Below are 15,893 nucleotides of genomic sequence, written 5' to 3'. Positions count from 1 at the left end.
CCATGCGTATAAAATTGTTCAATAGTATTTTCTTTTTGCTGATGGCAGCCGCTGCAGCCCGGGCGCAGGTGTTGCAACCGGCAACTTTTAAACACTACGTGGATTATTTTAATACCATGGAGCAGGAACCGTTGATACAGGCCATACCCAATGCAGATTCCTGGAACTGGATGCAGCAAAATATTCCCTTGTTCCAATGCCCCGACAAAAAGATGGAGGAGATCTACTATTTCCGTTGGTGGACCCTTCGCAAGCATATTAAACAAACTCCGCAGGGCTTTGCATTCACCGAATTTCTGATCCAGCGGTCTTATGCAGATAAATACAATTTGATCAGCAGTGCATTGGGGCATCATATTTATGAAAGCCGCTGGCTGCATGACCAGCGATACCTGGAAGAGGATTTACTAACCTGGTACCGTGGCAATGATGGTAAGCCCTTAAAGAAACTGCGGTTTTACAGCAGCTGGAATACAGATGCGATATACAACCGGTACCTGGTAAACGGGGATACAGCCTTTGTAAAAAAAATGTTCCCGGATCTGCAGGCCGATTACGAGGCGTGGGAGGCGGAGAAAAGATACCCCGGTGGCCTGTTCTGGCAATATGATGTGCGGGACGCCATGGAGGAGACCATCAGCGGCGGACGTAAGGAAAAGAATCCGCGTCCTTCCATTAACGGGTATATGTATGGAAATGCGAAGGCCTTATCTGGCATTGCAGCTTTAGCCGGAGATCATGTTTTGCAGCAGTTGTATAAGGCCAAGGCCGACACCATAAAAAGACTGGTGCAACAGGAATTGTGGAATGATAAAACGCAGTTTTTTGAGGTACGGAAACAACCGGCAGATACGCTGGCGAATGTGATGGAGGAGATCGGGTTTATTCCCTGGTATTTTAATCTGCCGGATGCGCAATACAGCAAAGCCTGGAGCCGGTTGATGGATGCGGCCCATTTTAATGCACCGGCGGGCATCACCACAGCCGATCGCAGTCACCCCGGATTCCGCACCCATGGGTGTTGCAAATGCGAGTGGGACGGCGCCGTATGGCCCTTCGCCACGGCGCAAACATTAACGGCCATGGCCAACCTGCTGAACCATTATCAGCAAAAGGTTGTCAGCAAAAAAGATTACTATCAGCAGCTGCGGAAATATGCCCTTTCCCAGTATGCGAATGGTCAACCTTATATCGGCGAGTACATGGATGAGAAAACAGGCAAATGGCTTACCGCCGATGAACGCGGACGGTATTATAATCATTCCACCTTTAACGACCTGGTGATCACCGGGCTGGCGGGATTACGCCCCCGGGCGGATAACCGGATCGAAGTCAATCCGCTGCTTCCTGCCGGCGAATGGGATTGGTTTTCCCTGGACAATATATTGTATCACGGTAAGATCATTACAATCATCTGGGATAAGACCGGGAAAAAATATCATAAAGGGAAAGGCTTATCTGTGTGGGCGGATGGCAAGCTGGTACAACGGTCAAAGCGGCTGACAAAGATCACAGGAACATTATAATGAGATACGGACTGACGATAATAGTGATGACAGTGCTGCTGACAAAGCTGAATGCACAATTGACCGTTGCAAAGATCATCGGGCATGATATGGTATTGCAGCAGGGACAGCCATTACCGGTATGGGGACAGGCTAAAGCCGGCGGAGTTATAACCGTACGGTTTAAAAAACAGCAGCAGGAAACCACCGCCGATGGATCCGGAAACTGGAAGATTGTGCTGAAGCCGGAGAAAGCATCTTTTGAACCGGCTGTTCTCGACATCCGGTCAGGTCATGAAACAATAAGATTACAAAACATCCTGGTAGGAGAAGTATGGCTTTGCTCGGGGCAATCGAATATGGAATTTGCCATGCGGAAGATCGGCAAACTGCAGCCGCCGCCGGGTGCACATTGGCCGGTTGACGAGTTGGAAACGGCACATAATGCCCATATCCGCATTTTTTTGGTCGAGCGTAAGAAAATGGCGCCCGATTCCACCCACTCCGGATGGAATGTGGCGGAAGGAACGGCGCTGCGCAGCTTTTCAGCTGCTGGTTATTTTTTTGCAAAGGAATTACAGGCAAAGCTGAAAGTACCAGTGGGCGTGATCTCTGCGGCTATACCCGGTAGCCGCATTGAACCCTGGATGCCGCGGGAGGCCTTTATCACATTGGAATTTTTTCGGGAACAAAAAGACAGCACGCACAAAATAGACGGCGACCCCGGTAAGTTCTATACTACGATGATTGAGCCATTGATCCCGTTTGCCCTGAAGGGATTTTTATGGTACCAGGGTGAGTCCAACTGTTTTCTAAATGAGCGGCTGCAATACAGCTATAAAATGAAAGCGCTGATCAACTACTGGCGTAAACAGTGGAACAATAAGCAGCTGCCTTTTTACTATGTGCAGATCGCACCCTATTATTACTCCAAAGCCACCGACCGGCCTTATACGGTGTACAGCGAGCCGGAGTTCTGGGAGGCACAGGCGGCAGTATTAAAGATGCCCCATACGGCCATGATCAGTACCCTGGACCTTAACGATGATCCGGCTGACCTGCACCCGGTAAACAAATGGGATCTGGGAAAACGACTGGCAGGCACGGCGCTCAGTGCCACCTATAAAGTGAGCACAGTGGCCGCCATGGGCCCGGTATTTAAAAGCGCTGTAAAAAAAGGAAATACATTTGTGATCGATTTTGACCATAAAGGAAAAGGGCTGATGAGTAAAGATGGAACGACATTACAGGGCTTTGAAGTGGAGAACGAAAAGGGAGTGTATACAAAAGCAGCTGCCTTCATCAAAGATAATAAGGTTTGGGTACATGCAGCAGGAGTAACAGCGCCGCAGGCCGTGCGTTATGCCTGGCGGGAGGATGCCCCACCTGCATTGTACAACAAGGATGGCTTGCCGGCATTGCCGTTCCGGACAGATGATGAATTGAAAGAAACATTTAAGGAACAGTAAGAAATTAGATGGAGTTATTTGAGCTGACTAAAAAGTCTTCACTTATTATGCTGTCCCGATTGATCGGGACAGAACGACAATACGTTTTGGGTAAACTTTTTGGTCAGCCTCGGCAGAAATATAAATAGAGCCGGGTCGAGCACTGAAGCCGAAGTGAGTGACACAAGGAAGCCGATAGCAGCGTTGGCGATGACAAAATAAAAACATGCACAGACTTATTTATATATTTTTCTTATTCCTCTTTGTGAGCGCCAATGCCCAGCAAACGGAAGTGCGGTACCTCTCTGGTAAGGGCAGTGATGATATGGTGCAATGGGAATTCTATTGCACCGGCGGAATGAATGCCAATAAATGGACCACCATTGGCGTACCCTCCTGCTGGGAGTTACAGGGCTTTGGAAAATACAATTACGGCTTTGCCAAAGACAGTGCAAAGGGAAAAGAACAAGGGTTGTACAAACACCGCTTTACCGTTCCTGCGGATTGGAAAGGTAAAACGGTGAATATTGTTTTTGAAGGCGTGATGACCGATGCCGACGTAAAAGTAAATGGCAAACCGGCGGGCCCCATGCACCAGGGAGCCTTCTATGCCTTCCGGTATGATATCAGTAAGTTCCTAAAATACGGAGCCGAAAATCTGCTGGAAGTAACGGTGGCAAAGCATTCGGCCAATCGCTCTGTAAATGCAGCGGAGCGTGAAGGCGACTTCTGGATCTTTGGCGGTATCTTCCGCCCCGTATGGCTGGAAGCGTTGCCACAGCCGCATATCAGCCAGGTATTCATCGATGCCGGGGCGGATGGGTTGTTCACTGCTTTAATCAATACCAATGCATCGAAAAAGGAGCGCATGGAGTTTACAATCTACAATAGCAAAGGAGACAGCATCGCAGGATTTGGCGCGCCCAACGCTTCGGATATGCGAAAGGGTGCTTTTGTTGCCTATTGGCAGGTAAATAATATTAAAGCCTGGACACCGGAAACACCGGAATTGTATACCGCCGTTTTTACCTTGTATAAGAATAACCAACCGGTTCACCGGGTATCCCAAAAAATTGGTTTCCGTACAGTGGAACTCCGCAAGCGGGATGGGATTTATGTAAATGGGGTGAAGGTGAAATTCAAAGGCATCAACCGGCATTCCTTCCGGCCGGAGACGGGGCGCACGCTGAGTAAGCAGAACAGCATTGAAGATGTATTACTGATAAAAGAAATGAACATGAATGCCGTACGCATGAGCCATTACCCGCCGGATGCTCATTTCCTGGATGTATGCGATTCACTGGGATTGTTTGTAATGGATGAGCTGGCGGGCTGGCATGGCCATTATGATACGCCTACGGGGAAAAAGCTGCTAAAGGAAATGATCGATCATGATTCCAATCATCCTTCAGTTGTACTTTGGTCAAACGGCAATGAAGGCGGGCATAATGTTGATCTGGATTCCCTGTTTAGGGAGTTTGATCTGCAAGAACGGCCGGTGGTACACCCCTGGCAATTGTTCAACGGCATCGAAACACAGCATTACCGGCAATACAATTACGGGATCGGTAATTATGATAACGGACATGATATCGTACTGCCCACCGAATTTTTACACGGGCAATATGACGGCGGGCATGGTGCCGGGCTGGAAGACTACTGGGATAAAATGTGGCGGGATCCGCTGCATGCCGGCGGTTTTTTATGGGATTTTGCCGACCAGGCGGTGGTACGGAAAGACCTGAATGATTCGCTGGATACCGATAAGCACCGGGGGGCGGATGGCATTGTGGGACCGCATCATGAAAAGGAAGGAAGTTTTTATGCAGTGAAGCAGATCTGGAGCCCGGTATATTTTGAGCGGAGGGAGATGACCCCGGATTTTGATGGCCGGTTAACGATAGAGAACCGCTACCTGTATACCAACCTGGATCAATGTAGTTTCAGCTGGGAACTGAAACGGTTTGGTCTCACTACCTTAACGAATAAAAAAGGAGGGGCTGTAGCGCCATCCATTGCGCCGGGTGCTAAAGGAGTGCTGGAGTTGAAGTTGCCTGAAGACTGGAACACCTGTGATGCATTGTACGTAAGGGTTAAGGACCGAAACCAGATGGAGCTTTTTACCTGGAGTTTTCCGATCAGTTTGCCTGGTAAGAAGGCTGCCGAGATCGTAAAGAAAGAGGGCGCAGGCGCGGTACAGATCAACACAGTGGACTCGTTATATCAGATCCGGGTAAAAGAATTGCAGATCAGCATCAATAAAAATACGGGATTGCTGGTGTCCGTAAAAAATGGGAACCGGAGCATACCGCTTACGAACGGACCGCGGATCCAGGAAGGCGTCACCAACTTCAAAAAGTTTTCGCATCGCTTTGAGGGAAAGAACCTCATTATTGCATCGGCATTTGATAAAAAAGAAAGCTTCAATACGTTGCAGTGGACCATTTATCCCAGTGGCTGGGTGCGGATGGAGGTGCATTATTTTCCGCTCGCATTGCATACCAACATGCTGGGCGTGAATTTTGATTACCCGGAATCGCAGATGCGCTCGGTAACCTATATGGGTAACGGTCCTTACCGGGTCTGGAAGAACCGGATGAAGGGCACTGCGTTTGGTGTCTGGGACAAACAGTATAATAGTACGGAAACCGGTGAACAATGGGTATATCCTGAGTTTAAAGGGTATTATTCCAATTTTTACGGGGGCTATTTTAATGGAGCGGATCAGCGCTTTGTCGTAGCTACGGAAACAGAAGATTTGTTTTTGCGGTTGTTCTCTGCAGCGCCAAAGACTGACCCCTGGCATAATTATGAACCGCTTTTCCCGGATGGCGCTATTTCATTTATGCAGGGGATCCCTGCTATCGGCAATAAAACACAGACCAGCGAAACGACGGGCCCAATGGGACAAAAGAATATATTTTATGATTATGAGAAAGATCCCGGCAGGGCGTTGAAAATGGTATTGTATTTTGATTTTTCATCAAACCCGGAAGCCAAATGAAACGGTGGCAGATGATCATAGGACTGTTAATAGTACTGCCGGCGGCAGTGCAGGCGCAACTGGCGGTGCAGGAGCTTAAGTGCGAACAGCTGAAAAGTCCGGTTGGTATTGATGTGCTGCAACCGCGGCTGAGCTGGCAATTAAAAAGCGATCAGAAAAATGTAACACAAACCGCCTATCAGATCTGGGTAGCTTCCTCAAAAGCTTTGCTGGATGCGGGCAGGCCGGATCTCTGGAACAGCGGTAAGGTAGCTTCGGACCAGTCGGTACTTGTAAACTATAAAGGGAGGCTGCTTATCACCAATGGCAACTGTTTCTGGAAAGTGCAGGTGTTTTCCAATAAGAACGACAGCGCCTGGAGCAATACGGATCAATGGAGTATGGGACTGCTGCACCCTGGCGATTGGAAGGCAAAGTGGATCGGCTACGACGAGGCATCGCCCTGGGATAGTGTTACGCAATGGTCGCGGCTTTCCGCGAGATATTTCCGGAAAGGATTCTCCGTACAACAAAAGATAAAAACGGCCGTACTGCACATTGCAGGTCTGGGTTTGTATGAATGCTACCTGAACGGGAAAAGGATCGGCGACCAGGTGCTGGCGCCCGTGTCTACGGATTACCGGAAGTCGGTACTGTATAATAGCTTTGATGTATCTGGAGCGTTGAACGGCGGAAAAAATGCCATCGGTGTGGTGCTGGGCAATGGCCGTTTTTTTACGATGCGGCAAAATTACAAGCTCAAAAAGATCAACACCTTTGGTTATCCAAAACTTTTGCTGCAACTGGACATTACGTATACCGACGGAAGCAGCGAGCAATTGCTTTCGGATGATACCTGGAAGTTTACGGCAGATGGCCCCATCCGTACCAATAATGAGTACGATGGGGAGGAATACGATGCCACCAAAGCATTTCCGGGGTGGACGACCGCTTCCTTTGATGATTCAAAATGGAGCGGACCACAGCTGGTAGCCGCACCGGAAGGAACGCTGCGGACACAGCTTACGCCGGGGATGCGGGTCATGGATTCCATTCGGGCGAAAAAGATCAGCCATTTAAGGGACAGCGTTTTTATCCTTGATCTTGGTCAGAACTTTGCGGGATGGCTGCGTATGAAGGTAAAAGGCATGCGCGGACAAAAAGTGACATTGCGTTTCGCGGAGAGTCTGCAACCAGACGGCTCCCTGTATACGGCCAACCTGCGGGATGCGCGGGTTACCGATATTTATACCTTAAAGGGCGGCGATGAAGAACAATGGCAGCCTTCTTTTGTGTATCATGGATTCCGCTATGTAGAAATTACCGGGTATCCAGGCACGCCGTCCCTGGATGATTTTACCGGAATGTTGGTATATGATCAGATGGCGACAAACGGTAAACTGGAAACCTCCAATGCAACCTTGAACCAGGTATTGAAAAATGCCTGGTGGAGTATTGCCTCCAATTACAAAGGCATGCCGGTGGATTGTCCGCAACGCAATGAGCGGCAGCCCTGGCTGGGTGATCGTACGCAGGGAGCGTTGGGCGAAAGTTATTTATTTAATAATGCCACCTTATATGCCAAATGGCTGGATGATATCCGCGAGTCGCAGACGGAGGAAGGCGCCATCCCGGATGTAGCACCGGCTTTCTGGAATTATTACAGCGATAATGTTACCTGGCCTGCGGCCTATATACTGGTGGCAGATATGCTGTATCAACAATATGGCGACCGGCAGTCGGTGGTGAAGCATTATCCCTCTATGAAAAAATGGATGGATTATATGCAGCGCAAGTACATGAAGGGGGAGCTGATCACAAAGGATAAATATGGTGACTGGTGTGTGCCACCGGAAAGCCTGGAGCTGATCCGCTCAAAAGACCCGTTGCGGAATACCGATGGAACGCTGATGGCTACGGCCTATTATTATCATTTATTACAAACGATGAAACGCTTTGCAGCGCTCGCCGGAAGGTCCGGGGATATTGCAGGCTATGACCGGCTGGCCACACGCATAAAAACAGCATTTAATAAAACATTCTTAAAGAACGGCGACCATTATGATAACAATACGGTAACCGCCAACCTGCTGCCGCTGTATTTTGGAATGGTGCCGGAGGACCGTATAGCGAAGGTCGGCGCGCGGCTGATACAGAAGTTGCGACAAAATGGCCTGCATATCAGCACCGGGGTGATTGGTACCCAGTGGCTGATGCGCGGACTGACGAAGTATGGTTTCCAGGATGCGGCGTTCACCTTGGCCACGAATACAACCTATCCCGGCTGGGGGTATATGGTGGGGCAGGGAGCCACCACTATCTGGGAATTATGGAATGGCAACACGGCCAATCCGCAGATGAACTCGCAAAACCATGTCATGTTACTGGGCGACCTGATCACCTGGAGCTTTGAAAGCTTAGCAGGGATTAAGCCGGTTGCTGAAGAGCCGGGATTTAAACAAATTGTAGTCAACCCTATTTTTGTGCGAGGTCTTGACACACTTAAAGCCACTTACCAGTCACCTTATGGATGTATTAAAAGCAGCTGGAAACGAAATGCCAACAACGTGGCCTGGCAGTTGGAGATTCCGGCTAATAGTACCGCAATTATTACGCTTGCCGATGCAGTGCTGAACGAAATAGATGCGCCCATAAATGGAGCGGCAACGCTACGGCGCGGGGAGCTTGAGTTTAAATTAGGAAGTGGTGTATATAATATGAAATTGGCGCTGCATAATAAGGAATAAAACCTTTTGTAAGAACAACCGGCAAATTATTAAAAATCGATTTTCGAATATTAAAGCAAAAAGATGAAACGGGTATTGTGTTTTTGTTTGTTATTATTATTTTACGCTGTAAACGCCCAGGATGGGGATGCGAATGAATTGCAACAAAAAGCGCAGCGCTGGGTAGGCGACTTAAAGCTGGATGATAAAACTAAGGCAACGAAGGTTGAACAGGCAATAGCGACGCATCTTACAGCGGTAAGGGACTGGCACAACAGCCATCCGTTTACACAGGTTCCGGCGGGGCTAAACCCGGCTACCGGAAATAAATTGTCTGACCTCGACCGGCAGCTGATCGTCTGTTCATCAAAGCCGGCATCGATTCATATAGCACTCATGCAGGTGCTAAACACAGAATTGAATGCGGATCAGGCCGCTTTTATCCTGGACCAGTATACGATCGGGAAAGTAGCATTTACCTTAAAAGGCTATGAAGCCATTGTACCCGACCTGACGGAAAAGGAGCGTGCCGAGATCCGTAAAAACCTGGAACAGGCGCGAGAGCAGGCGATCGACTATAAAAATATGAAAGAGATATCAGCGATCTTTGAAATCTATAAAACAAAATGCGAACAATACCTCAATAACAATGGCAGGAACTGGCGGCAGTTATTTAAGCATTACGTAGATAAAGTAAAAGCCGAAAAAGAAAAGGAAAAAAGCGGAGCTTTGTGAGCAGGAAACGTCTTTGTCCTGCTGAGTCAGACAAAGTATGACAGGCGAATCGCATTTGTTTACAATGCACTGATGCCATCTGCACTACAGCACAAAAGTGCGATCCGCCACGGCGGACAGGCGCAAGTAAAGCCGCCATCTGCACCTTTGCCGGGCTAAAAATATTAACGGATAAAGAACAAATAATAATGATAAAAAAACTAAATCTGTTGACCATTTGTTTGCTGTTAGTGACAACGCTGGTTACAGCACAGACTAACCGCTGGAAACAAGGCATCCTGGTGGATGAATTTATTTATGATACGGCGTCCTTCCCACAGGCGCATGCTTCCACTATTGCCGAAACACCTGATGGACTGATCGCCGCCTGGTTTGGTGGCACAAAGGAGGGGAATAAAGATGTTTGCATCTGGACGAGTCGTTTGGTGAACAACAAATGGACAGTGCCTGAAATGGTGGCCGATGGTGTGTTGAGTGATTCCATCCGCTATGCCTGTTATAACCCGGTGTTATATTATGCGCCTACGGGAGAGTTGTTGTTGTTTTACAAAATAGGGCCTAATGTAGCCGGGTGGACAGGCTGGCTGAAGCGCTCCCGCGATAATGGTAAAACCTGGAGTCAGCGGGAAGCACTACCAGAAGGCTTCCTGGGACCGATAAAGAACAAACCCGAGCTGATCAACGGTGTTTTGATCTGTCCTTCTAGTACCGAACAGAACGGATGGAAAGTGCATTTTGAATATACTAAGGACTGGGGCCGCACCTGGACCAAGTCAGCCCCCGTCAATGATGGCGTGCGGTTCTCCGCCATACAACCATCTATTTTAAAATACAAAAATGGCGATCTGCAGGTTGTAGGTCGCACGCGCAACACGGTGATTTATCAAAGCCGAAGCAAGGACAACGGAATAACCTGGTCGCCGATGACTGCATTGGATCTGCCCAATAATAATTCCGGCACAGATGCCGTTACATTAAAGGACGGCCGGCAATTGCTGGTGTATAATCATGTGCTGCCGGACTCTACCTGGAAGAAGGGAAAGGGACCGCGTACACCCCTGAATGTGGCGCTTTCAAAAGATGGGAGACACTGGATGGCGGCCCTGGTGCTGGAAGATTCGCCCATCAGTCAATATTCCTATCCCTCCGTAATCCAGGGTAAGGATGGTATGGTGCATATTGTATATACCTGGCGCCGGCAGAAAATAAAATATGTAAAGATCGATCCGTCAAAACTGAAGCTGAGTGCTATAAAGAACAAGCAATGGCCGGGCGCCATCAGCGCGAAGGGAGTAGTGACGGATGATTAGTGCGATGTTTTATATGCGCCGATCCTATAGCGCTATGCCCGGTGATACTCCGCTGTACAGCGAACTGAAGTTTGCAATTGATGATTGGCCGGGGCGATGCCTCTGGTCCGCAATGCCCAAGGTCGTCAGTCGATTTCATCTCCCAATTCCAGAATTCATTTCGGAAACTGGGCCGGCCAGGCACACGTCGCTCCATCTGCCTACACTCAAAAAATAGCAAAATCCTACATCTGGTTAGTAGTATCCTACAGTCTGTAAATAAAAAAATATACAAACTTTATCGGTCTCAAAAAATAGATCCATGAAAGCGATTGCAGGAAAGTTTGTACCGGTAATGATCACGCCCTTTGATCTGAAAGCCGGCATCGATTATGACGCGGTAACGGAGCTGGTGGCATTCTACCTGGAGGCCGGGGTAGAAGGTTTTTTTGCGAACTGTCTCAGCAGTGAAATGTTCAGCATCACAGAGGAAGAACGGTTGGCATTGACCCGGCATGTGGTGAACTGTGTGAATGGTCGTGTACCGGTAGTGGCTACGGGTTCTTTTGGCCTTACAGTGGAAGACAAGGCGCTGTTTACAAAAAAGATCTATGATGTCGGTGTGGATGCGGTGATCATGATCAGCGGTCATTTTGCAAAAGTAGCGGAAGACGATGCGGTATTGCTGCGCAATTTTGAAAAACTGTTTGCGCTTACCGGTGATATTCCTTTAGGTATTTATGAATGCCCGGCACCTTACAAACGCATATTGGGCGCGGATGTTTTTAAGCAGCTCGTAGAGTTCAACCGGTTGGTCTATCACAAGGATACGTCCATCAAGCATGAAAATGTAAAAGCCAAGCTGGATGTATTAAACGCCGCCGGCAGTACACTTGAGTTTTATGATGCGCATACCCCCAATGCCTTGTTCAGCATGCAACAGGGCGCCGTGGGCATGTCATCCATATCCGGAAATTTTTATCCCGAGGTATTGGTGTGGATGGTGAAAAATGCCAATAATCCGGAGCAACAGGAGCTGGCAAAATGGTTGCAGGCTGAGCTCACAAGTGTAGATCCCATGATCCATCGGGCCTATCCCATGAGCGCTAAATATTTTCTGGAAAAACGTGGTTTGCCGGTGCGTACCATCAGCCGGGCCTATGCGCTACATCTTACCCCGGATCAGAAAAAGGAGTTGGATGCGCTGCATGACCGGTTCCTGGGTTGGTGCAACCGGTTGGGGATTCAGCCCGTGGGAATGTAATTTGCCGCGGTGCGTGTCCGCAGGTACCGCTTCATAAATTAATTTTGTTATTATTTTGCCAGCTTCAGTACTACTATTATGCTTTACTTGCGTCGCACTCTTGTACTTTGGGTAACCTTGCTTGGCTTTTTTGCGCGGGCCCAGGAAAATACGGATAACCGGTATGCGGAGCCGTTGGATCAGGTATTAAAGAAAATAGAAACGCGTTACGGCGTTACCATCCGCTATGCAGATACATTGGTGAAGGGGAAGCTGCTCAACTATGCCCGCTGGCGTTTTCGTCCGGATGTGGAGGAAACTCTGAAGAACGTGCTGGCTCCCTTTGATCTGACAGCAAAAAAAGACGGTGATAAAAAATACAAGATCGGCGATTATGAATATTACCGCTGGGCGGTGGAAGATGGATGGGCAGAACTGGATCGTATTGCGGCACAATATAAAAATGCACCGGAGTGGGAAGCGCGGAAAAGGACATTAAAACAATGCATTCTTGAAAAATTGCAGCTGGCAAAATTGCCTTCCTGGCCCATCAGTAAACCCATTATAACCCCGTTAAGAACATACAATGGCTATACCGTGGCGAATATTGCTTTGGCAATACTGCCCGGGGTATGGGTGAACGGCTCCTTATATAAACCGTCAAAATATAAAGGGAAGATCCCGGTGATCCTGAACCCGGATGGGCACTGGCCGCAGCAGCGGTACCGTGCAGATTGCCAGCTACGCTGCGCGGCGCTTGCAAAGATGGGGGCCATGGCCTTTAGCTATGACCTCTTTGCATGGGGTGAATCGTTGCTGCAGTTTAAAACCGAAGATCATCGCCGCGGTCTGGCCATGACCATACAGGCATTGGGTGCTATCCGCATCCTGGATTACCTGTTAGCATTAAAAGATGCAGATACCAGCCGGGTGGGTATTACCGGAGGTTCTGGTGGTGGAAGCCATACGGTGCTAATGACAGCTATTGATGATCGTATAAAAGTGTCGGCCCCGGTGGTTTCGCTATCCTCTTATTTCTATGGCGGCTGCCCTTGTGAAAGCGGGATGGACATTCATAGTTGCGCCGGTGGTACCGATAACGTGGAGATTGCCGCTATGGCGGCACCGCGCCCGCAGTTGGTCGTAAGCGATGGGGGCGACTGGACGGATAAAATGCCCGAACATGATTTTCCCTACCTGCAAAAAATGTACAGCTGGTATGGAAAGAAAGGCGATGTGCAAAATGTACACCTGCCTTCTGAAAAACACGATTTCGGGATCAGCAAAAGAACAGCAGTATACCGTTTTATGGCCCAATACCTGGGACTGGATATCAACGCCATCGAAGATGGTCAGGGCGCAATTGATGAATCAAAAATCACGATCGAAGAAGAAAAGAAAATGTATGTCTTTGGTGATCATGGCGAACGCTTACCGGCGCATGCGGTAAAAGGATTTGATAACCTGTCAGCCATTTTTGAAGCGGCAATAAAATAATGCAGTGTTACACTGTGCATCATCTTCATGGCGACCGAAGCGGGTTTCTACGGATGTTGCCCGGCATGTATAATTTAGGATTTATCTGGTTGATATGATCTGCATAAAGGTTTCTGGGCTGCGCTGGAAACGACCGCGCGTTTTCCAATAAAGTTTGTAAACATGAAAAAAATATTCTTATATCTCTTAATCCTTGCATTACCGCTTGCCGGCATGGCCCAAAAACCACAACGTTACAAAATCGCATTGATCGACCTGATGCTGCTAAAGCGCCAGAAGCTCAGCGCGCTGCCGCTGGCAAAGGAGCTGAACGCAGATGGAATTGAGATCGATATGGGCGGACTGGGCAACCGGGAAACCTTTGATAACAAGCTGGCAATTGATTCCATAAGAAAGCAATACCTTCAGAAGGCAAAAGAGCTGAAGTTGGAAATCCCGTCCCTCGCTATGACGGGCTACTATGCGCAATCCTTCTGCGGCCGGGCGCATTATAAAGAATCGATCGCCGATTGTATTGCAACGATGAAACAGATGCATATCAAAACGGCTTTTTTGCCACTTGGCACTGAATGCGATCTGAGAAAATATCCAGAGAAACGACCTGCGGTTGTAAGTCGATTAAGAGAGGCAGGCAGAATGGCACAGGATGCCGGAGTCGTTATTGCTATTGAAACAGCCCTGCCGGCAAAAGAAGAAGCAGCGCTGCTGAAAGAGATCGGCTCGCCGGCCATCAGGATCTATTTTAATTTCTCTAATCCCTTGAAGGAAGGGCGGGATTTGCATAGAGAACTTCGCATATTGGGCGCTAAGAACATCGCCATGATCCATTGTACCAATAAGGACAGTGTATGGTTGCAGAACGATCCGCAGCTGGATCTTTACAAGGTGAAAAAGACCCTGGATCAAATGAAATGGAGCGGCTGGCTGGTGGTGGAGCGTTCCCGCGATGCCCAACACCCCCGTGAGGTAAAGTATAATTATGGCGCCAATGTAGCCTATCTTAAAAAAGTATTTCAATAACAAACCGCAAAGCATTAATCCTTGTCTCCCAGGTCTCCCGTCACCCCAACCATAAAGCAGGCAACAATAATGAGATTAAGGCCCCTGTTGCTACTACTCTGTCCCCCTCCAATAAACCATTTTTACCAATTATAAAACAATTTATTCATGAAAGGCCGCTACCGGATGGCACAGGATAGGGATCTGGATTTTATTTGTTAATCTTGTGCTTTTGATAAACGGTTTTCTTTGCGAACAGAATTATGAGTACAAATTTACTGCAATATAATCCTCAATATCCTTCCGTGGCGGACCTCAAAAGAAAGGCAAAAAAGAGGATTCCGAAATTTGCTTTCGACTACCTGGAAGGAGGATGTAATGATGAGCTGAACGTGTGGCGGAACGAGGAAGATTTTAAGCATATTTTCCTGATGCCCCAGTATCTTAAAAAGCACAGGGGTGTGGATATGCGAACGGAATTATTCGGGCATATGTACGACGCTCCGTTTGGGATTGCTCCGGTAGGGTTACAAGGCCTGATGTGGCCCAATGCCCCGGAGATCCTGGCCAAAGCGGCATTGAAACATAATATTCCCTACATTTTAAGTACGGTTTCTACCAGCAGCATTGAACGAATTGCGGAAGTTACGGAAAGTAAGTTCTGGTTCCAGTTGTACCATCCTACGGAAAACGAATTGCGGGATGATATCCTGCGCCGGTTGGAAGCGGTGAATTGTCCCGTACTGGTGGTGCTCATCGATGTGCCTTCCTTTGGGTTACGCTATCGGGAAATAAAGGCCGGGCTGTCTATGCCTCCCAAAAATACGATCAGCAATTTTGTCCAGGCCGCCATGCACCCCGTATGGGGACTGGAAACGCTGCGGGTGGGTATTCCTTCTTTTGCCACACTAAAGCCTTATATGAAGAAGGGAATGGACATGAAGCAACTGGGCAAGTTTATGAATGCTACTTTTACTGGTAGGGTAGATGCGGATAAAGTGGCGGCTATAAGGGAGAAATGGAAAGGAAAATTGGTCATAAAAGGAGTGGTAAGCGAACAGGATGCAGAGCTGTGTGCAACGATCGGGGTGGATGGGATTATTGTTTCCAACCACGGTGGCCGCCAGATCGACGCAGGGGAGTCGACCATTCGTCCGCTAAAAGGATTGGCAGAAAAATATAAAGATAAATATAAGGTAATGATCGACAGCGGGCTTCGCTCTGGACCGGATATTGGCCGGTCGCTGGCCTGCGGTGCCGATTTTACGTTTATGGGCCGGCCCTTTATGTATGGGGTGGGTGCGCTGGGCAAAGCTGGCGGGGATCACACCATTGCTATGTTCAAAGCTCAATTGAAACAGGTGATGGAGCAGCTTTGCTGCGAGACGATCCACGATTTTCCACAAGCATTGATACAGTAAGGTTCATTTTTGGAGCAACTCGTTAACGATAGTTAGACCATTCAATG

10 protein-coding genes are annotated in these 15,893 nt (G+C 48.4%); all 10 read left to right on the top strand.

Annotated elements, in window-relative coordinates; all coding sequences use genetic code 11:
- Positions 1–2 precede the first annotated feature (2 nt).
- Complete coding sequence (locus LQ567_RS09865; RefSeq protein ID WP_231004338.1) at positions 3–1,526, top strand: MGH1-like glycoside hydrolase domain-containing protein; 1,524 nt, start codon at positions 3–5, stop codon at positions 1,524–1,526.
- A complete protein-coding gene (locus tag LQ567_RS09860; RefSeq protein WP_231004337.1) occupies positions 1,526–2,974 on the top strand; it encodes a sialate O-acetylesterase in 1,449 nt (482 codons plus the stop codon). The genes LQ567_RS09865 and LQ567_RS09860 overlap by 1 nt, the downstream gene beginning before the upstream one ends.
- A gap of 205 nt (positions 2,975–3,179) precedes the next feature.
- The gene (locus tag LQ567_RS09855) at positions 3,180–5,957 is read left to right on the top strand and encodes a glycoside hydrolase family 2 protein (RefSeq protein WP_231004336.1); all 2,778 of its coding nucleotides are present in this window, start codon (positions 3,180–3,182) and stop codon (positions 5,955–5,957) included.
- A complete protein-coding gene (locus tag LQ567_RS09850) occupies positions 5,954–8,683 on the top strand; it encodes an alpha-L-rhamnosidase (protein WP_231004335.1) in 2,730 nt (909 codons plus the stop codon). The genes LQ567_RS09855 and LQ567_RS09850 overlap by 4 nt, the downstream gene beginning before the upstream one ends.
- A gap of 63 nt (positions 8,684–8,746) precedes the next feature.
- Complete coding sequence (locus LQ567_RS09845) at positions 8,747–9,397, top strand: DUF3826 domain-containing protein (protein ID WP_231004334.1); 651 nt, start codon at positions 8,747–8,749, stop codon at positions 9,395–9,397.
- A 188-nt stretch (positions 9,398–9,585) separates the two neighbouring features.
- Positions 9,586–10,707: a sialidase family protein gene (locus tag LQ567_RS09840; protein WP_231004333.1), complete on the top strand. Its 1,122-nt coding sequence runs from the start codon at positions 9,586–9,588 to the stop codon at positions 10,705–10,707.
- Between the two features lie 301 nt (positions 10,708–11,008).
- A complete protein-coding gene (locus tag LQ567_RS09835; protein ID WP_231004332.1) occupies positions 11,009–11,950 on the top strand; it encodes a dihydrodipicolinate synthase family protein in 942 nt (313 codons plus the stop codon).
- A gap of 78 nt (positions 11,951–12,028) precedes the next feature.
- Complete coding sequence (locus LQ567_RS09830; RefSeq protein ID WP_231004331.1) at positions 12,029–13,426, top strand: DUF4974 domain-containing protein; 1,398 nt, start codon at positions 12,029–12,031, stop codon at positions 13,424–13,426.
- 162 nt (positions 13,427–13,588) lie between these two features.
- Entirely contained in the window at positions 13,589–14,446 is an 858-nt protein-coding gene (locus LQ567_RS09825) for a sugar phosphate isomerase/epimerase family protein (protein WP_231004330.1), read from the top strand.
- A gap of 242 nt (positions 14,447–14,688) precedes the next feature.
- Positions 14,689–15,846, top strand: a complete 1,158-nt coding sequence (locus tag LQ567_RS09820; protein ID WP_231004329.1) for an alpha-hydroxy acid oxidase — start codon at positions 14,689–14,691, stop codon at positions 15,844–15,846.
- Positions 15,847–15,893 lie beyond the last annotated feature (47 nt).

Origin of the sequence: Niabella pedocola (assembly GCF_021044425.1) — a bacterium.
GTDB lineage: Bacteria > Bacteroidota > Bacteroidia > Chitinophagales > Chitinophagaceae > Niabella > Niabella pedocola.
The sequence above is the reverse complement of the archived record's forward strand: the minus strand, read 5'-3'. Positions and strand labels throughout refer to the sequence as shown.